The sequence below is a fragment of the Thalassococcus sp. genome (genome assembly GCF_982780845.1).
Genome location: NZ_CEYADA010000005.1, coordinates 189,405 through 208,047 on the forward strand (window position 1 = coordinate 189,405; position 18,643 = coordinate 208,047).

Annotated in this window: 20 protein-coding genes; 9 read left to right on the forward strand and 11 right to left on the reverse strand. The window is 56.8% G+C overall.

Translation table 11 applies throughout. The features are described from left to right. Window positions 1-55 precede the first annotated feature (55 nt). The gene (gene ettA, locus AC4FIA_RS07760; protein ID WP_488050354.1) at window positions 56-1,711 is read right to left on the reverse strand and encodes an energy-dependent translational throttle protein EttA; all 1,656 of its coding nucleotides are present in this window, start codon (window positions 1,709-1,711) and stop codon (window positions 56-58) included. 225 nt (window positions 1,712-1,936) lie between these two features. Here ettA and AC4FIA_RS07765 point away from each other — a divergent pair, with 225 nt between their 5' ends. The 3 genes from AC4FIA_RS07765 to AC4FIA_RS07775 all read left to right on the forward strand — a co-directional run bounded on the left by AC4FIA_RS07765 (window position 1,937) and on the right by AC4FIA_RS07775 (window position 4,766). Continuing rightward, complete coding sequence (locus tag AC4FIA_RS07765) at window positions 1,937-2,572, forward strand: nicotinate-nucleotide adenylyltransferase (protein ID WP_488050355.1); 636 nt, start codon at window positions 1,937-1,939, stop codon at window positions 2,570-2,572. Window positions 2,573-2,621: 49 nt separating this feature from the next. Continuing rightward, window positions 2,622-4,127, forward strand: a complete 1,506-nt coding sequence (gene dacB / locus AC4FIA_RS07770) for a D-alanyl-D-alanine carboxypeptidase/D-alanyl-D-alanine endopeptidase (RefSeq protein ID WP_490365378.1) — start codon at window positions 2,622-2,624, stop codon at window positions 4,125-4,127. Window positions 4,128-4,211: 84 nt separating this feature from the next. Beyond that, the gene (locus tag AC4FIA_RS07775) at window positions 4,212-4,766 is read left to right on the forward strand and encodes a hemerythrin domain-containing protein (protein WP_490365379.1); all 555 of its coding nucleotides are present in this window, start codon (window positions 4,212-4,214) and stop codon (window positions 4,764-4,766) included. Here AC4FIA_RS07775 and AC4FIA_RS07780 read toward each other — a convergent pair. Both AC4FIA_RS07780 and AC4FIA_RS07785 read right to left on the reverse strand, forming a co-directional pair. Then, window positions 4,763-6,064 carry a sensor histidine kinase gene (locus tag AC4FIA_RS07780; RefSeq protein ID WP_490365380.1) on the reverse strand — a complete coding sequence of 434 codons (1,302 nt, stop codon included), beginning with the start codon at window positions 6,062-6,064 and terminating at the stop codon, window positions 4,763-4,765. The two genes, AC4FIA_RS07775 and AC4FIA_RS07780, sit on opposite strands and share 4 nt — an antisense overlap. A 59-nt stretch (window positions 6,065-6,123) precedes the next feature. After that, window positions 6,124-6,798, reverse strand: a complete 675-nt coding sequence (locus AC4FIA_RS07785) for a winged helix-turn-helix domain-containing protein (RefSeq protein WP_490365381.1) — start codon at window positions 6,796-6,798, stop codon at window positions 6,124-6,126. Window positions 6,799-6,983: 185 nt separating this feature from the next. Here AC4FIA_RS07785 and AC4FIA_RS07790 point away from each other — a divergent pair, with 185 nt between their 5' ends. From AC4FIA_RS07790 to AC4FIA_RS07800, 3 genes are all read left to right on the forward strand, one after another. Beyond that, window positions 6,984-8,126: a S1C family serine protease gene (locus AC4FIA_RS07790; RefSeq protein ID WP_490365382.1), complete on the forward strand. Its 1,143-nt coding sequence runs from the start codon at window positions 6,984-6,986 to the stop codon at window positions 8,124-8,126. Between the two features lie 178 nt (window positions 8,127-8,304). After that, complete coding sequence (locus AC4FIA_RS07795) at window positions 8,305-8,592, forward strand: I78 family peptidase inhibitor (RefSeq protein WP_490365383.1); 288 nt, start codon at window positions 8,305-8,307, stop codon at window positions 8,590-8,592. Window positions 8,593-8,659: 67 nt separating this feature from the next. Next, window positions 8,660-9,067, forward strand: coding sequence for a universal stress protein (locus AC4FIA_RS07800; protein ID WP_287475761.1), 408 nt, complete (start codon window positions 8,660-8,662; stop codon window positions 9,065-9,067). 43 nt (window positions 9,068-9,110) lie between these two features. Here AC4FIA_RS07800 and AC4FIA_RS07805 read toward each other — a convergent pair whose 3' ends face one another. From AC4FIA_RS07805 to uvrB, 4 genes are all read right to left on the reverse strand, one after another. Further along, entirely contained in the window at window positions 9,111-9,296 is a 186-nt protein-coding gene (locus tag AC4FIA_RS07805) for a PLD nuclease N-terminal domain-containing protein (protein WP_490365384.1), read from the reverse strand. An 86-nt stretch (window positions 9,297-9,382) separates the two neighbouring features. Beyond that, entirely contained in the window at window positions 9,383-9,784 is a 402-nt protein-coding gene (locus tag AC4FIA_RS07810; protein ID WP_490365385.1) for a hypothetical protein, read from the reverse strand. 2 nt (window positions 9,785-9,786) lie between these two features. Beyond that, window positions 9,787-10,254 carry a hypothetical protein gene (locus AC4FIA_RS07815; protein WP_490365386.1) on the reverse strand — a complete coding sequence of 156 codons (468 nt, stop codon included), beginning with the start codon at window positions 10,252-10,254 and terminating at the stop codon, window positions 9,787-9,789. 160 nt (window positions 10,255-10,414) lie between these two features. Further along, window positions 10,415-12,607 (reverse strand): excinuclease ABC subunit UvrB, encoded by a 2,193-nt coding sequence (gene uvrB / locus AC4FIA_RS07820; RefSeq protein ID WP_490365387.1) that lies wholly within the window; start codon window positions 12,605-12,607, stop codon window positions 10,415-10,417. 159 nt (window positions 12,608-12,766) lie between these two features. Here uvrB and AC4FIA_RS07825 point away from each other — a divergent pair, with 159 nt between their 5' ends. Next, window positions 12,767-13,078 (forward strand): ETC complex I subunit, encoded by a 312-nt coding sequence (locus AC4FIA_RS07825; protein WP_287475758.1) that lies wholly within the window; start codon window positions 12,767-12,769, stop codon window positions 13,076-13,078. Window positions 13,079-13,174: 96 nt separating this feature from the next. Here AC4FIA_RS07825 and AC4FIA_RS07830 read toward each other — a convergent pair whose 3' ends face one another. Both AC4FIA_RS07830 and AC4FIA_RS07835 read right to left on the reverse strand, forming a co-directional pair. Continuing rightward, window positions 13,175-13,912 carry a glycoside hydrolase family 19 protein gene (locus AC4FIA_RS07830; RefSeq protein ID WP_490365388.1) on the reverse strand — a complete coding sequence of 246 codons (738 nt, stop codon included), beginning with the start codon at window positions 13,910-13,912 and terminating at the stop codon, window positions 13,175-13,177. Window positions 13,913-13,919: 7 nt separating this feature from the next. Continuing rightward, a complete protein-coding gene (locus AC4FIA_RS07835) occupies window positions 13,920-14,141 on the reverse strand; it encodes a hypothetical protein (RefSeq protein WP_490365389.1) in 222 nt (73 codons plus the stop codon). 239 nt (window positions 14,142-14,380) lie between these two features. On the opposite strand from AC4FIA_RS07835, the gene AC4FIA_RS07840 reads away from it, so the two are divergent. Continuing rightward, window positions 14,381-15,010, forward strand: a complete 630-nt coding sequence (locus AC4FIA_RS07840; RefSeq protein WP_490365390.1) for an alpha/beta family hydrolase — start codon at window positions 14,381-14,383, stop codon at window positions 15,008-15,010. Here AC4FIA_RS07840 and AC4FIA_RS07845 read toward each other — a convergent pair. Then, entirely contained in the window at window positions 15,007-16,278 is a 1,272-nt protein-coding gene (locus tag AC4FIA_RS07845) for a DUF2254 domain-containing protein (RefSeq protein ID WP_490365391.1), read from the reverse strand. The two genes, AC4FIA_RS07840 and AC4FIA_RS07845, sit on opposite strands and share 4 nt — an antisense overlap. A 240-nt stretch (window positions 16,279-16,518) precedes the next feature. On the opposite strand from AC4FIA_RS07845, the gene acuI reads away from it, so the two are divergent. After that, window positions 16,519-17,502, forward strand: a complete 984-nt coding sequence (gene acuI, locus AC4FIA_RS07850) for an acryloyl-CoA reductase (protein ID WP_490365392.1) — start codon at window positions 16,519-16,521, stop codon at window positions 17,500-17,502. Between the two features lie 69 nt (window positions 17,503-17,571). Here acuI and AC4FIA_RS07855 read toward each other — a convergent pair whose 3' ends face one another. Then, the gene (locus tag AC4FIA_RS07855; RefSeq protein ID WP_287475747.1) at window positions 17,572-18,606 is read right to left on the reverse strand and encodes a fatty acid desaturase; all 1,035 of its coding nucleotides are present in this window, start codon (window positions 18,604-18,606) and stop codon (window positions 17,572-17,574) included. Between the last annotated feature and the right edge of the window lie 37 nt (window positions 18,607-18,643).

The window sequence follows — 18,643 nt, forward strand, 5'->3', positions numbered from 1 at the left end:
GAAAATGGCGCAACCGGTTTCTGCCGATTGCGCCATTGCGTTTTTCTAAGTCGCCTTAGCGTGTGAATTTTTTGAACTTCACGCGCTTGGGCTCCAGTGCGTCGGCACCCAGACGGCGTTTCTTGTCTTCTTCGTAGTCTTCGAAGTTACCTTCGAACCATTCCACGTGGGCTTCGCCTTCGAACGCCAGAATGTGCGTACAAATCCGGTCGAGGAAGAAACGGTCGTGCGAGATGACCACGGCGCAGCCCGCGAAGTCGACCAGTGCGTCTTCCAGTGCACGCAGTGTTTCCACGTCCAAGTCGTTTGTCGGTTCGTCGAGCAGCAGCACGTTGCCGCCGTCTTTCAGCAGGCGCGCCATGTGAACACGGTTGCGTTCACCACCGGACAACAGGCCGACTTTCTTCTGCTGGTCGCCACCTTTGAAGTTGAATGCCCCACAGTACGCGCGGGAGTTCACTTCAGCATCACCCAGCTTGATCAGTTCGGCACCGCCCGAGATCGCTTCCCAAACGTTGTTGTCGGGGTCCAGATCGTCACGGGACTGGTCCACATAGGACAGCTTGACCGTGTCGCCAAAGGAAACCGAGCCTGCATCAGGTTGTTCCTGACCGGTCAGCATCTTGAACAGCGTCGATTTACCCGCACCGTTCGGGCCAATGACGCCAACAATGCCACCGGGGGGCAGCGAGAAGGAAAGATCTTCGATCAGAAGCTTGTCGCCCATGGCTTTCTTCAGGTTTTCGACCTCGATCACCTTGCTGCCCATACGCGGGCCGTTCGGGATAACGATCTGGGCCTTGCCGACGCGTTCGCGCTCGGACTGGTCCGCCATCTGTTCGTAGGCCGCGATACGCGCCTTGGATTTCGCCTGACGGGCTTTGGCACCCTGACGCATCCATTCCAATTCGCGTTCCAGCGTTTTCTGCTTGGCTTTGTCTTCGCGGGCTTCCTGCTCCAGACGCTTGGCCTTTTGTTCCAGCCATGCAGAGTAATTGCCCTCGTAGGGGATGCCGCGACCACGGTCGAGTTCCAGAATCCAGCCTGTGATATCGTCAAGGAAGTAACGGTCGTGCGTCACGCAGAGGATCGTACCCTTGTATTCGATCAGGTGGTTTTGCAGCCACGCGATGGTTTCCGCATCAAGGTGGTTGGTCGGTTCGTCGAGCAGTAGCATGTCGGGCGCTTCCAGCAGAAGCTTACACAGCGCAACGCGGCGCTTTTCACCGCCTGACAGGGTGGATACATCGGCATCATCCGGCGGGCAGCGCAGGGCCTCCATCGCGACGTCGATCTGGCTGTCTAGATCCCACAGGTTGCTCGAGTCGATCTCGTCCTGCAGTTGGGCCATTTCGTCGGCGGTTTCGTCGGAATAGTTCATCGCCAGTTCGTTGAAACGATCCAGCTTGGCCTTTTTCTCGGCCACGCCCAGCATCACGTTGCCACGCACATCGAGGCTCGGGTCCAGTTCAGGCTCTTGTGGGAGGTAGCCAACACGCGCGCCTTCGGCCGCCCATGCTTCGCCCGAGAATTCTTTGTCGAGGCCGGCCATGATTTTCAGCAGGGTCGATTTACCCGCGCCGTTGACGCCGACAACACCGATCTTCACGCCAGGCAGGAATGACAAGCGGATGTTCTCGAAGCATTTTTTGCCGCCGGGGTAGGTCTTGGACACGCCGTCCATGTGATAGACGTATTGGTAAGACGCCATTGTGTGATCCTTCGCAGAACTGGAATTTTGCTGGGATGTATCGAATTGCCGGAATAAGGGCAATGAAACTTCCCTGAAACTTGTGGATTTGATGGGGTTTGTCGCACCTCAGATGGGCAGACAAAAGGCACAGTCGCAACGCATGGATCTGATGTTCCCGTTGCAATCCGTGTCCTTCCAGTGTTTTGAGGGGCTTACCCAAGTGTGCACAGGGTTGTCGGGACAGTGAAAACCGGATTGCATTTGACGAAGGGCCTGCGTGTCGGGCTGTTGGGCGGGTCTTTTGATCCGGCTCATGATGGTCATGCGCATATCACCCGCGAGGCGTTGCGCCGGTTTGGGCTGGATCGGGTGGTGTGGCTGGTCAGTCCGGGAAACCCTTTGAAAGCAAGGGGGCCTGCGCCGCTTGAGCAGCGGATGAACCGTGCGCGGGCTGTGATGGATGATCCGCGTGTCACTATCTCGGACGCAGAAAGCCGGTTGGGCACACGCTATACCGCCGACACGATCGCCGCGCTGAAATCTCTGCATCAGGGGGTGAATTTTGTCTGGCTTATGGGGGCCGATAACCTTCGGCAGTTCCATCGCTGGGATCACTGGCAGGGTATCATGGGAACAGTCCCCGTGGGCGTTCTGGCCCGTCCGGGTGACCGGATATCGGCCCGCACGTCGCCCGCGGCGCGGATATTCCTGCATGCGCGTCTACGGCAGGAAGAAGCGCATCTTTTGCCTTTGTGCGATGCGCCTGCATGGTGCTTTGTGAACGTACCCATGGTGAGCCAAAGTTCAACCGCGATACGTGCGCAGGGGGCCTGGAGGCATCGTGCGGGCGACCAAGGCGCAGAAAACGCCCAAAAGTAACGGCCATTTCACTTGATCTTGCCGCTACGGCACGTCTTAACTCGGCCTTATGATCAAGACGCCCAACACCGCAATTTCGCGCCGCTTTTTTCTGGGAACGACCCTGGCCGCATTGGCGCATCCCGCGCTGGCCGAAGCGCCGCTTACATCTTTGCGGCCCAAGGATCGTGGCCCTGATTTCTTCCGAAAATCTATCCCCTCTGCGCAGCAGTTGGTCGATCAGGCCAATCTGGGGGGTGATGTTGGATTTGCGGTGGTCAATATCCAGACTGGCGAAGTGCTTGAGGCGATGAACGCCGAAGTCGCGTTGCCGCCCGCGAGCGTGGCTAAGGCGGTGACAGCCGGATATGCGCTGGATTCACTGGGTCCCGAACATGTCTTTTCCACGCGTCTATTGGCGACAGCGCCGATAGCGAACGGTGTGTTGGATGGCGATCTGATCCTTGCGGGCGGGGGCGACCCGACGCTTGATACCAACATGATGGCCGACCTGGCTGCACGTGCGAAAAAGGCCGGACTGCGCGAGGTGCGGGGCAAGTTTCTGGTTTGGGGCGGGGCGCTTCCGCGGATGGAGCTGATCGATCCGGCTCAGCCTGATCACGTCGGCTATAACCCGGCGGTTTCTGGCCTGAACCTGAACTTCAATCGCGTGCACTTTGAATGGCGGCGATCGGGGCAGGGGTACGCTGTGACCATGGATGGGCGGTCGGACAAATACCGCCCTGATGTCACGATTTCCAAGATGCGGGTCGTCCAGCGGGATTTGCCGGTTTACACCTACGTCAGCGCCTCGGGCTACGATGATTGGACCGTCGCACGGGGCGCTCTGGGCAAAGGAGGGGCGCGCTGGTTACCGGTTCGCAAGCCCGAACTTTACGCAGGCGAGGTGTTTCAGACGATGCTCGGGGCACAGGGCGTTCGGGTTAAACATCCGCAGGTGATTTCTGCGCTTCCTGAAACAGTCGAAGTCGCCCGCATTTCCAGCGCGCCGCTCAACGACATCTTGCGCGATATGCTGAAGTATTCGACCAATCTGACAGCCGAGATCGTTGGCTTGGCGGCCTCGGTTGCGCGTGGTGGCCAGCCGCAAACTCTGGCGCAATCGGCGGCGCAAATGAACGATTGGGCGCATCAGGGGCTTGGGGTTATGAACCTTGGCTTTGTGGATCACTCGGGCCTTGGCGATCAAAGCCGAATTTCTGCCGGCGCGATGGTTTCGACGTTGATGGAATTGAGTAAATCATTGGATATCAAGTCGATACTTAAGGAAATTAAAGTAAGAGGTGAGGTTCTGCGCCGCCTTGATCCGCCAGATATCGATATCAACGCCAAGACAGGAACGCTGAATTTCGTCAGTTCTTTGGCCGGATTTTGTGATCTGCCAGACGGCACCGAACTGGCCTTTGCTATCTTCAGTGCCGATACGGAAAGGCGCGCAATTATTCCCAAGGCGGAACGCGAACGCCCCCGCGGCGCCTCGAGTTGGAACGGGCGGGCCAAGAATCTGCAGCAGGCTTTGTTGCAACGGTGGGGTCACGCCTATTCTCGCGTCTGAGCGCCAAGGCACAACCGCTGTGCAAGGCGGATGGTTTGACAGCGCAGAACACTGTGCCAAGTAGACGCGAAACAGGATGCGCCCATGACAGATGATCTTCTTGCCCTAGAGCACCGAACTGCTTTGCCGGACGCGCTGCGCGTTCTGCTGGAAACCTATCCTCGTGAAGGGTGGACGCAGCACAAGAACTTTGCCGGTCTGGTCGAGTTCTGGCTGGGCCGCCACATGATGTTTCGCCAGTTGACGGGTGCGCTCCAGGAAGATGCCGAACAAGCCATGGACGGCAAAATGGATCTGATGCTGTACAAGCCCCGACTGGCGCGTTTTGGGGGTGGATTGGTGCAGGAACTGCACGGGCATCACAACATCGAAGACCACCATTATTTCCCGCAATTAAGCGGGCTCGAGCCATCACTTCAGCGTGGCTTTGATATCCTAGACAAAGACCACCATGCCATGGACGGCTTGCTTAGCGGGTTTGCAAATGCTGCGAACGGGGTTTTGCAGGACACATCGGAAATCGGTGTCTTCCGAGAAGAGCTTTTGTCGTTCAACAAAATGCTGGATCGGCATCTTGTGGATGAAGAAGAGTTGATCGTGCCGGTAATCCTGAAGAACGGCAGCAACGTCCTGCACTAAGCAACCTTCGGAAACGTCAGAGACACGCGCAAACCTGGGTTGTTGTCGGCCAGTGTTAGGTCGGCGTCGTGCAGCTGTGCGATGGCTGCGACAAGCGACAGCCCCAACCCATTACCTGGCGTCGTTCTGCTTTGTTCCAACCGGTACAGCCGTTGCAGAACCTTGTCGCGCTCTTCGGCGGGAATGCCGGGGCCGTTGTCCGATACGACCAATCGCGCCCCAGCCTCAGACTCGTCTACAGACACGTGGATGACCTTGCCGCTTTTTCCGTGCCGAAGGGCATTTTCCAAAATGTTTGCAAGCGCTTGGCTGACCATCGTGCGATCCCCGTGCACAAAGACCGGACTGACAGGCAGGGCATGGCCCAAGGCGATGCCTGCATCATCGGCCGAGGGTTCGTAAAGGTCGATCATCTCGCGCACGATGGTCACCAGATCGATGTTTTGGAAATCAGCGGTGGGCGCGCCGCCTTCAATCTGGGCGATTTGCAGCAGAGATTGGAACACCGATACAGCCCTGTTGGCCTCGTCCGTTGCGCGGTCGGCGATTTTCGCTTGCTCGGTTCCGTCTTCCAACTGGCCGCTCAGGTCTGACAATAAAACGGCGATCCGCTGCAGGGGGGTGCGCAGGTCATGGGCGATGTCCGCCGAAACCTGACGCAAGGCTGTGACCGCCGCTTCCTGTTTCTCAGCCATCCTGTTGACGCCTTCGCCAATGCGCGACAGGTCATCGCGGCGGTTTGTTTGTTCGGAATAGCGTGCCGTCAGGTCACCGGCAGCGATCTGGCCCAAGGTGGCCTCGATCCGTGCGACCCTACGGGCTGACCGCCGAGCAATCCAAAGACCCAAGGCGACCGAGGTCAGAGCAGAAGGAAGAAATGTCAGCGCAAGGATGGTGACAAAGGTGCGCCGTAACGCGACCACGGGTTCAAGGCTTTCGGCTACCACCAGAACGCCAGAGGACAGGCGGCGCGTTTCCTGAAGATAGCCTGCTTCGCTTAGCGGCAGCTCTTCGTTGAGTTCTTTCAGGATGACCCGATTGTTTTCGCGCATCGCGCGGGCGTTGCCGGCCGTCCTTCCGTCATCACCCACAAACAGATAGACCCGCGCGGCAGGGTCCGTGGCCCGCGCTTTGGCGTCTACAAGCGTGCGTAAGGCACCCGCAGTGGCGGCAACATCAAAGCCGGACAGTTCCGCGGTGATGTTTTCGCGAATATCGCCTTCGGTGCGGTTCTTTAGGGTGATGTAGGCCCCAGATACAGTAAGGAGATTGATTATTGTAAAGAGTATGATGAGCAAAAAGGCCAGTCTAAGCGGCGTAGACCGTAGCAATCTTGGCCAGTTTTGGGGAATGATGCTCATCCGTCGATCTTATAGCCTGAACCGCGCACGGTTAAGATCAAATCGCGGTTAAACGGCTTGTCCACCTTGGATCGCAATCGGCTGATATGTGTTTCAACAACATTGGTTTGCGGGTCAAAGTGGATGTTCCAGACGCCTTCCAAAAGCATCGTGCGCGTCTGCACGCGCCCCTTGCGGCGCAGCAAGTGTTCAAGCAGGCTGAATTCCCGTGGGAGCAGATCGATGGTCTGACCCGATCGCGTAACCGTGCGGGCCACCAGATCCATCTCAAGATCCCCCGCTTTCAAAACCGTATCCACAGTCGCGGCCATCGGTAGGCGGCGCCCCAGTGCAGCCACCCGCGCCGACAGTTCGCCAAAGGCAAAGGGTTTCACCAGATAATCATCACCGCCCGCGCGCAGCCCGTCGATGCGGTCTTCAAGCCCGCTCATCGCGGTCAGAAAAATCGCGGGGGTGCTGATTTTTGCACTGCGCAGGGATTTGATCAGCGATAAGCCATCCAGATCAGGCAGCATCCGGTCGATGATCAGCACGTCATAGGCAGTGTTCATCGCCTGTGTCAGCGCTTCTTTGCCGGACGCGAAGTGATCGACGCTGTGGCCTTCCTCGGAAAGGCCGCGCATCACATAGTCCGCAGTGGTCTGATCATCTTCGACAAAAAGCAGTTTCATAGACGGGTTCCGGTTCCGATCCTTACAGGATTGGGATGGACGCGCGCGTTTTCAACCCTTTGTGAGCAGGCGAAAGATTATGAATTTGTAATCTTCGCGCGGATGTCCGTGTAATCTTTGACCACGATCTTTGCTGTGATCGCGACGGAGCCAACCGGTCGCATGTGTTGAGCAAGGAGAGTTTCATGCAGTCTTCCAATTCCAATGTCGTCCGTAAGCTTGCCTCAAGCACAGCTGTGGCAGCGCTTGCTATCAGTGCAGCGGCACTGACGGTGGGGCAGGGCGCCACGCCGGTAAACGCAGCGCCGCAGGCCGGTGTGAACTACATCGATCTGGTTGCGGAACTTAGCCCATCTGTCGTGACCATTGAGGTCACCAAGAAAGCGCAGAAAGTGTCGGCTGAGAACGGACAACCGGATTTCCCATGGGAAGAGTTCCAGCGCCGCTTTGGTCTGCCGATGCCGAATATGCCGGGTCAGGGCCCGAACGGCGGCGAAATGCGCGGGGCAGGCACCGGCTTTGTGATTTCGGCTGATGGCCAGATCGTCACCAACGCCCATGTCATCGAAGGCGCGGATGAGGTGAAGGTCACATTCGAGGACGGCACCAGCTATATCGCCGAAGTCAAAGGTGCTGATAACACAACAGATATCGCGCTGCTGGATATCGAGGCAGAAGGTCTGGATTACGTCAGCTTTGGCGACTCTGACGCGCTGAAGGTGGGTCAGAACGTTATCGCGATGGGCAACCCGTTCGGACTGGGCAACACCGTGACCACAGGCATCGTGTCGGCATTGGGCCGCGATATCAATGCAGGTCCGTTTGATAACTTCATCCAGACAGATGCCGCCATCAACCGCGGCAACTCGGGCGGTCCGCTGTTCAACGAAGCGGGCGAGGTGATCGGCGTGAACACCGCAATCATTTCCCCGACAGGCGGTTCTGTTGGTATCGGTTTCTCGGTCCCGTCCGATCTGGCCTCTGATGTGATTGCCGATCTGTCCGACGATGGCACAGTCCAGCGCGGCTGGCTGGGCGTTCGCATTCAGCCTGTCAGCGAAGAGGTCGCCATGGCGCTTGGCTTTGATGAGGGCAAAGGCGTGATGGTGGCTGACGTCACCGCCGATACACCTGCGGAAAAAGCAGGGTTCAAACAGGGTGATATCGTTCTGTCCGTGAACGGTGAAGAGGTCGAGACACCGCGTGATCTGACACGCGCCATCGCGATCAAGGCACCTGGCACGGAAGTTGAAATCACTCTGCTACGCCGGGGTCAGGAACAAACCGTCTCGGTCACCTTGGGTGACCGTGCAGATGTCCCCGCCTGATCTCGGTCTACAAGCACGAGAGCAACTGCGCCCCCATCTTGGGGGCGTTTTTTTTGTTTGGTGGGGTCGAGTGGCCAAATCCCGCCTGCAAATGCCATCGCCAATTTTCATCTTTCGAAATGGGGCTAATTTTGTAGGCTCTGGTTAGTCCGTCATTCAGGCTGAATAAGAGTTTCAGATGCCACTACGCCCATTGATCATTTCATTTCTTGTTCTCGGCTTTTTGGCGGCTTGCCAGACCGAGGACGCGGGCGCGCCTGTTATAGGCCCTGTCGAGGGGAAAGAATGCAAAGCGTCGGACTATGAGTTCTGGATCGGTCAACACGTTGATAGCTTGGGCGTCGAAGCGGGCCGCAAGCTTCGGATTATTCCGCCCGGCACGATGGTGACCAAGGATTACTGGCCGGATCGGGTAAATGTCGATCTGGACGACAAGGGCGTCGTCACGCGGGTTTGGTGTGGCTAACAGAACCTGATCTAGATCAAGGTGGCGATCCAGAATCATAGCCATAGTGCGCCCTAGGAGGTGCGCTATGTACAAAAATATCCTGATCCCGATTGCGCCCGATCATGAAGGCACATTGTTGGAATCCGTCGCCGTGGCACGTGCCTTGGCGGACGAAGACGCCAAGCTGACAGTTTTGTCTGTTGTGGAAATGGCGGCAAGCTACGTCATGGCCGAGGTGCCGCTGACTGCCTTTGACAACTCGCGGGACGAGGTCGAGGCGCAGATGAAAGAAGTTTTGCACGAAGACAGCCACATCGATCTGAAAGTGCTGCTTGGTCATCCTCCGATGATCATCAACGATACAGCGCAGGAAGATGGGTGCGATCTGATCGTCATCCGGTCTCACAAACCGGGTTTGGCGGATTGGTTTCTGGGCTCGACCGCGTCGCGCGTTGTGCGACATGCCGGTTGCTCGGTTCACGTCATCCGCTAAGGGAGGACGGGATGGATGGCTCTATCCATCCCGTTACCTTTTATTAGACGCGAACTGTGTCGCCGCGCGGGCCTGCGACAAGCCATGCGATCAGACCGATCACCGGCAGGAACAGAATGACAAGCGTCCAGACGACCTTAGCTGCGGTCGATGCGCTAGAAGTCAGTGTTTGATAGATTGCATACAAGTCGGCAATCAGAATGATTAATCCAAAAAGACTATAACCCATTGGTTTTCTCCTGTGTTCTGCAGGCTCAACCGTTTCGGGTGCGTTTTGGTTCCAGAAATTTGAAAAATTTTGACTGCGGATCGGCGCTAGGGTGTCGGCTTGTAAGTCGCTTCACATTGCGCGACGGCCAGTTCCGCCTGCGCCTGAACATCAGGCAGCTTAGCTTTGAGAGATGCGAGTTCGGCCGATATCTTTTTCAGATCAACTGAATCGCGAACGTCCTGTGTCCGGAATTCGTATTGGGTGCAGGTATAGCGCGTGACGCGGGCGCCGCTTCCCCGTTCGCAGGTGGATTGAACCGGCACGTAATGGGTGATTTCGCGCAGGCCGTAACCGCGATCAACGGTTGCCTGAAGCTCTTTGATGTCGTTGCGCGTCTTGCGAAGATCAGCCTCGGCATCCAGCGCGCATTTTTGTGCCGGTGTGGCGCAGGACGTCAGCGATAAGAACAAAAATACAAAGAATGTGTATTTCGTTTTTGTTCCCATGATCAAAGTACGCCGCCTAATTGAGATCCGACAAAGAAACAGGACGTCCACAATGCTAAGGTATAAGCCCAGCGATACCGTTTTGCTGACTTTTCGAGAAGCTTGTAATTGCAACGTATTCGAGCATCATTTTCTTCTGCCTGTGATTGTATAACGTCAATATATTTATCCTTATCTTCAATATGACCTTTCCATTCGCTCCAATAATGACCGCGTACGTGAAAACTTCTCGGTAACGACGATGAGATTGCAACCAACGCGCAGCAGATCAAAGCAGCTGCGCTCACGTAAGACAGCAGCGGCGCTGGCAAACTTTTAGCAAAAGCCGCAATAAGTGTCGCCATTGCAGTTAAAATTGTGCCAAAAGCCATGGCTCTTTGATCTGCTGAAGTTGCTAGGGAATTGAAATCCTCCAAGTGAATTTCTGTTTGTCGCAATGCTTCTTTTGAAATAAGTTCGATATCAGTCATCAACTAGCACCAATAAATTTATGGCAAAGAATCCAGCACCACCGCCGACGCGATCTATTAATAAAGGCACGACAAATTCATCTGGTACACTTTCTAATAAACCAGTGCCTGTAAACCCTCCGAGCAAACCAAAACCTTCAAAGCCAAAAAAATAGTTCTTTTACCTTTTGCGTCGCTTGACGCCGCCGCGCTGGCCCGGTCGTCCGGCGGTGGACCGGCCTTTGGATTTGACGGCTTCCTCGGACGCGCGCTCGACCGCTTGCTGGCGGGCCAGCGGGTCATCTGAGACGGCCAGATCGACGGCTTCTAGACGCTTCAGCTCATCGCGAAGGCGGGCGGCTTCTTCGAACTCAAGGTTCTCGGCGGCTTTGCGCATATCATTGCGCAGACCTTCCATAACCGCCTGCATGTTCGAACCGGCGTGTTGTTTGTCGATGGTGGCGGTGACGCGCGCCTGATCGGTGTCGCCTTGGTAAAGGCCCGCCAGAATGTCATCGACGTTCTTCTTGACCGTTTCAGGCGTGATCCCGTGTTCTTCGTTGTAAGCGATCTGCTTTTCGCGACGGCGATTGGTTTCGTCCATCGCCCGTTCCATCGAACCAGTGATCTTGTCAGCATACATGATCACGCGGCCTTCGGCGTTCCGCGCGGCACGGCCGATGGTCTGGATCAGCGATGTTTCAGACCGCAAGAAGCCTTCTTTGTCGGCGTCCAGAATGGCGACCAGACCACATTCGGGAATATCCAGACCCTCGCGCAAAAGGTTGATGCCCACCAGCACGTCGAACGCACCTAGCCGCAGGTCGCGCAGGATTTCGATCCGTTCGATCGTGTCGATGTCCGAGTGCATATAGCGCACGCGAATGCCCTGTTCGTGCAGGTATTCCGTCAGGTCTTCGGCCATGCGTTTTGTCAGAACCGTCGCCAGCGTGCGGAAGCCTTTTTCGCTGACTTTGCGGATTTCATCCAGCAAATCATCGACTTGCATCTCGACCGGGCGAATTTCGACTTGCGGATCGAGAAGGCCGGTGGGGCGAATGACCTGTTCGGTGAAAACGCCGCCGGATTGTTCCAGTTCCCACGCGGCGGGGGTGGCGGATACGAACACCGATTGGGGGCGCATGGCGTCCCATTCCTCGAACTTGAGGGGGCGGTTGTCCATACAGGACGGCAGGCGGAACCCGTGTTCTGCCAGTGTCATTTTGCGCCGGAAGTCGCCCCGATACATGCCGCCGATTTGCGGCACCGATACGTGGCTTTCGTCCGCAAAAACAATCGCGTGGTCGGGGATGAATTCGAACAGCGTGGGCGGCGGTTCACCGGGTGCACGCCCCGTCAGATAGCGGGAATAGTTTTCGATGCCGTTACAGACGCCGGTGGCTTCCAGCATTTCGATGTCGAAATTGGTGCGCTGTTCCAGACGTTGCGCCTCAAGCAGTTTGCCTTCGTTGACCAGAATGTCCAGCCGCTGGCGCAGTTCTTTCTTAATCTCGATCACCGCCTGCTGCATGGTTGGGCGAGGGGTGACGTAGTGCGAATTCGCGTAGATGCGGATACGTTCGAAGTCGCCGGTTTTCTGACCTGTCAGCGGATCGAATTCGGTAATTGATTCAAGCTCTTCCCCGAAGAAGGAAAAGCGCCATGCGCGGTCTTCAAGGTGGGCTGGGAAGACTTCAAGCACGTCGCCACGCACACGGAACGACCCGCGCTGGAACGCCTGATCATTCCGACGGTATTGCTGGGCCACCAGATCGGCAATGACTGCGCGTTGGTCATAGTCTTTGCCAACATACAAATCCTGCGTCATTGCCCCGTAGGTTTCGACCGAACCGATACCGTAGATGCAGGACACCGACGCCACGATGATCACATCGTCCCGTTCCAAAAGCGCGCGGGTGGCCGAGTGGCGCATCCGGTCGATCTGTTCGTTAATCTGGCTTTCTTTTTCGATGTAGGTGTCCGAGCGCGGGACATAGGCCTCGGGCTGGTAATAGTCGTAGTAGCTGACGAAATATTCTACGGCGTTGTCTGGGAAGAAGCCTTTGAATTCGCCGTAAAGCTGCGCGGCCAGCGTTTTGTTGGGGGCCAGAATGATGGCGGGGCGCTGGGTTTCCTCGATGACCTTTGCCATCGTGAACGTCTTACCCGTACCCGTCGCACCCAAAAGAACCTGATTGCGTTCGCCGTCCAGAATACCGCTGGTCAGTTCTGCAATCGCGGTCGGCTGGTCGCCGGCTGCGTTGAACTGGGTTTCCATGCGGAACTTGACGCCACCTTCCAGCTTTTCGCGCGCCGCGACAGGCGGGGCGGCGGCGTGAAGGACGGGCATCTGGTCGGGGCGGTTGTTGTGCATCAAGCATCTCCTGTGACCTGCCTAAAATTGCCCCGCAGGCGTCCGTCTTCAACCCCATGAACCGATATCTGTGTCGCCTGCTGACAGAAACCGTCTGCTGACGCTTGTCTTGGGACGCGGTTTCACCGATAAGACCTGCAAGTAATGAGGAGTCATTCCATGCGCGCACGCATTTTTCAGCCAGCGAAAACGGCCATGTCCTCGGGTCAGGCCAAAACCAAACATTGGGTTCTGGAATTCGCACAGCAATCGTCCCGCGAAGTCGATCCGCTGATGGGCTGGACATCTTCGTCGGATACACAGACGCAAGTGAAAATGACATTCGACAGCAAAGAGGCCGCGTTGGACTACGCCAAAGATCACGGCATCGATGCGCAGGTGATTGAGCCCAAGAAACGCAAGCACAACGTTCGTGCACGTGGCTACGCTGAAAACTTTGCGGTTGATCGCCGCGGCGCGTGGACACACTGATCCTGTCGTCTCCTTGGACGTACAACTGACGAATTGAAAAAACCGGCAGCGGGATAGCACTGCCGGTTTTTTTTTGTGTGCTTTTTAAAATACTTTTCAGGTTTTCCATCCACCGGCGGCTTTGATCGCGGCTAGGAAGGCCTCGTAATAGCCGGCGATTTTCTGCCAGCAATCGGTTCCATTCACACAACGCCGTGCGTCTTTCAGGTCGGGCTGACCATTGGTCGGCAAATAAAAGGCGATGCCCTTGTGTTGACCGTTCCAACGCCCGTCCATCAGACCGCGTATCAGAACACGTGCGGAAATCTTCGGTTCCAGCATCGCATCGGGGTCTTTCACCAGATCGGTCCCTGCATCTGCAGAGCACCCCTGGTAATTTTCAAGCCATGTCAGCTGCATCTGGCCGCGCCCGAAATAGACTTTGCCGTAGGGGCCCGCAGGCTTGCCGTAGCGGGCAGGGGGGCTGTTTGGGCCAAGCTTGCGCGCCAAAGCGGCGACATCGCGAATGGCGGCTTCGTCGGTCGGGGCAAAACCTTCCCTGACCGGAACCATACGCGCGCCGGTTTCGTGGTAGGCCGTGGCCAAAGCATAGGCCAGGGTTTCGTTCCGGTTGTCGCCGACCTCGGCCATTGCGTTCAGAATACCCTCCATCCCTTGTACGCGGGATGTGCTCAGGCTTGTTCCGAACAACTGGGTCTGCGACGCCCGCAAGGCATCGTAAAACGCCGCGCGATCCATGTGCCCACCTGTGGCATCAAGGTGTAGATCGGCGATAGGTTTGAGAAGGCTCGTGACCGACCCGAGCCGCCCCAAAACATTGTCGAGAATACCCATCTTTCCGCTAGCCTGTGTATTCAACGACGTTCGCGCCGTGGGGTTCATTCTGGTTTGCTTGGTAGGAATTGGCTCGCACAGTCCACGCGGTGGGCTGCGGATAGTTTTGGCCCAACCAAATCTCGATTTGCGTAATCAACGCGGCGTTATGGACGTGCTTGTCCTGACGCCAGTAGACCTTCTTTTCCTGCATGCCGGATTCAAATTTTTCGATGCAATACTTGGCCATGATGATGCTCCAATGTTGTTGAGTGTTTCGAAAAGTACAGTGTTTGTAATCCCTTGCCGTCGTTCAGTCCGGCATGGGGGCATCATTGAAATGATGATTCCTTGAAGTGCCTTGATCATGCCCGAGTCGCATAATGCGATCTGTGATTGAGCGCACAGTGTAAAATTCGCGCTTTTGTCTACCTATCGATATCGGATACGGTCGGCCCATCGGTTCAAATGCGTTAGGGGGCATTCGGCGTGGATTTTCTGATAAGCGGTGATGAAACGGCTCGGGCCACGCTTCTTTTGGCGCATGGATCCGGCGCGCCTATGGACACCGATTGGATGAACACCCTAAGCAAAGGGTTGGTCGACCGCGGGGTGCGCGTTGTCCGGTTTGAATTCGGCTATATGGCGGCGCGGCGGACCGGCGGTTCGAAACGCCCACCGCCTGATGTTGCCTTGCTGAGCGATGAATACCGCGCTGCGATCACCGCGCTGGAATACGCAGGGCCGTTGTTCATTGGCGGGAAAAGCATGGGCGGTCGCGTGGCCAGCATGATTGCAGAGTCGGTGCGTGACCACGTGTCCGGCGTTGTGTGCCTTGGCTACCCTTTCCATCCGCAAGGCAAACCGGAAAAACTGCGCACGGCGCATCTGGCGGATTTGAAGGTGCCGACGTTGATTGCGCAGGGGACCCGCGATCCTTTCGGAACCAATGAAGAGGTCGCTGGATACACGCTGTCGGATGCGATCAGTATTCACTGGCTGGAAGATGGGGATCACGACCTAAAGCCGCGCAAAACGGTGACGGGCAAAACGCTGGACGATCACCTGAGTGAGACCTGCAATGCGATCTCTGACTGGATAGGTAAGCACTTAGGTTAAACGCGGACCTGTTCCGTTTCGGAAGTTTCCTTGTAGCACGCCACGGCACGGATCACAGACCGCTCGTCATCGTTCAGATCAACCATATCGATACGCTCAAGCGCATAGCGCGACATTTCCAGTGCGGGGTCCGAGAAGCCCTCCGGATGCAGGTCTTTCAAAGCAGTCAGACCTTTTTGCAGGCGCATTTGCACCTCGACCATCGCCGCGCCATCGCGCGCGATGGGGCGGAAGCCGTCTTCGACGAGGTCCGATACCTTGATGCTAGGCACAACAACGCGCGGATAGATAACTTCGGACTCGGCATCACTGCGCCAGTCGGACATGACGCGCACCAATCTGCCGATTACATCAATGGCTGTTCCAGGATCATTTACAGCGGGAGAAAGGGCCCGCGATGCGATTTCGGCAAGAACGATCAGGCCAAACCGGGGATCCTGATCAAAGCTTCGCTGTTGGCCGATACTAATGGCGTTGCGCAGTGTTTTGATCTGCTCTTCGTTTGGTGTGGCCCCTTCGATGCTTAGAATAGGGCGCGTGTCATGGGCAAATGATCCGGGCAGGACCAGCAGCTGAATTTGGGCTTCCAGCTCGATCGCGCATTCAGACAGAGCTTTCATATCGACATACTGTACGTAGCCGATTTCATTCGCATTGATCTGAACCCCATCGTGGCGTGGCGGCGCCACACGGGGTTGTCCACCCATCCATGGGCGCTCCATCCGGTTTTTGACCGAGCGGGATGCGGCCCTTTCAACACGGTTCAGCGTGTCCTCGATCCGGCCGAATGTCATCAAATGGCTGATCCACCGCAACAATGCGGCAACCACAAACACAAGGACTGCGCCGGTTGCGATGAACAGGACAAGCAATCCGGGCTCATCATAGTAGCCGGCTTTCAGGGCGATGATGCCCAGAAGGCTGAACAGGAAGGCCCCCAGAAACGTGGCAAGAACGTTCTGGGTCGTCGTGTCTTCCTGTAGCAGCGCTGTCGCGCGCGGCGTGGCGGAGCTCGCGGCGGCGGCAAAGGCAGAAACAGCGATGGAAAGAGAGAAGGTGGTGACTGCCAGCATGGACGACGCCAGAATGCTGAGCACCTGATCAACAGCTTGGGCACCGACCTGATCAGTCCATTTCGACGGGATAAACCCGCTTAGAAACTGCGCCATCACAACTGTCAGAATGGCAAGCGCCGCAAAGCTGACCACACGTACCCAAATCTTCCGCAGTTGTTGCAGAACAAGCCACAGGAATTTGGACGTGATCATATAGGGGTGCTTTCATATTTGGCTGTGCAGCGTGTCTGCAAAACGCGCGTGGCGTGCAAAAGTTCCCGTTCTCCGCTGAACTTTGTAAGCTTTCATGCAGGTTTTGCGAAAATGCCTGTGCGGGCTGCATTGCAACGGTATGTGTGCAAGGCATTTCACATTGCCCCGGACCCGAGACTCGGGCACGTTTCACCCTAAGTTTCCAATGGCGCAACCCGCGCCGTGGCTATGGGAGGAAGTATGTTCAAAGCGTTGCTCGTAGAAAAGGATGATGAGGGTAAAACATCCGCATCCGTGACCGAAATCAGTGAAGATCAACTGCCCGAAGGCGATGTGACGGTTGCCGTTGAATATTCGACCGTGAACTACAAAGACGGTCTGTGCATTGGGCCGGGTGGCGGATTGGTACGCAACTATCCCCATGTGCCGGGGATCGACTTTGCCGGTACTGTCGAAAGCTCGTCCGATGATCGTTACAAACCGGGTGACAAGGTCGTGCTGACCGGCTGGCGCGTCGGCGAAAACCGCTGGGGTGGCTACGCGCAAAAGGCGCGGGTTAAGGCCGATATGCTGGTGCCGCTACCCGAGGGGCTGACAACCCGTCAGGCGATGGCTGTGGGGACGGCTGGCTTTACCGCTATGCTGGCAGTCATGGCGCTGGAAGATCACGGCATCAAAGAGGGGCCGGTTCTTGTTACAGGCGCAGCAGGGGGCGTCGGTTCGGTGGCCACGGCTATCCTTGCCAACCTGGGGCATCAGGTGGCGGGCGTTACGGGCCGTCCGGAAACTGCCGACTACCTGCGAGAGTTGGGCGCGACGCAGATCGTTGCCCGCGAAGAGATCAACGAGACAACCAAACGTCCGCTTGAGACCGAGACATGGGGAGGCTGTGTAGATGCTGTCGGTGGCGCGATGCTGGCCCGCGTTCTGGGGCAGTTGCAGTATGGCGCAAGCGTTGCGGCTGTGGGTCTTGCCGGTGGCGCGAACCTGCCTGCGACCGTCGTGCCTTTCTTGCTTCGCGGTGTGAACCTTTTGGGCATCGACAGTGTGATGCAGCCCTATGACAACCGCCTGCGGGCGTGGCAGCGGATCGCCAAGGATCTGCCTATGGATAAGCTGGAAGCCATGGTGCGCCCCGCGACGCTGGCGGATCTGCCGCAACTGGGGGCCGATATTCTGAAGGGGCAGGTTCAGGGCCGTGTGGTGGTTGACGTCAACGCCTGATCCCTGAGGCTTACAAACAAAAAAGAGCGGTCCAAACGTGCCGCTCTTTTCGTTTTCGATGACGGAAACTTATACGCCGTAAAGCTTGCGCGCCTCGCGGAAGGACAGCAGACGACCCAGTTTTTCATCCCACAGGTGGATGTTGATAGTCTTCAGGCTTTCCAGCGGTGTGAGACGGTTCATATCGTTCAGCTCTTTATGGTCGCGCAGGACTTCGGGCAGACGATAGAACGGGATGCGGCTGTACAGGTGGTGCACATGGTGGATGCCGATGTTGGCAGACAACCACTGCAGCGGCTGGGGCAGCACATAGTGCGATGAGCCTTCCAGCGCATATTCATGCAGTTGCCAGTCGTCTTCCTTGGCCCAGTGCGTTTCTTCGAACTGGTGCTGGACGTAGAACAGCCAAACGCCGATCGTTGCCGCGATAACGGATGTCGGAATATAGATTAGCAGGAAGGGCATCAGACCGCCGAACCAGATGATCAGGGCAACAAGAATGGCCATGGCCGCGTTGGTGCCCATTGCGGAAATCCAGAACTTCCAACCTGAACGCATGTGGCCGATGGGAAGACGGTTTTCCAGAATGAAGATATAGCTGGGTCCAAGAACAAACAGCACCAGCGGGTGGCGATAAAGGCGGTACATCAACCGGCCCCACCAGCCGCGTGCGCGGTATTCTTCAACCGTTAGCGTCAGGATATCGCCCATGCCGCGCTGGTCCAGATTGCCGTGGCTGGAATGGTGGATCGAATGGGACTGACGCCAAACATCGTAGGGGGTCAGTGTCAGCACGCCCAACGCACGGCCGACCCAATCTTGCAGCTTGCGGTTCTTAAAGAACGACGCGTGGCCGCAGTCGTGCTGGATGCAGAAAATGCGCACCAGGAACATCCCGTTCACAACAGCAAGCCCAAGTGCCAGCCAAGGGCTGATCGACAGCGCCATCCAGGCCAAGGCCCAGAGCAGGAAGAACGGGCCCAATGTCAGGCCGAGTTCTACAAAGCTGCGTGTGTTCGAAGGTTCGCGATAGTTCGCCAGGATGCGTACCCAATCCTTGGCGTGACGCGTCGGTTTTTCCGGCGCATTGTTGTTCGTATCCATCTAGTCTTCTTGCCTTCCATGCCGCCCCGGTCCGCCA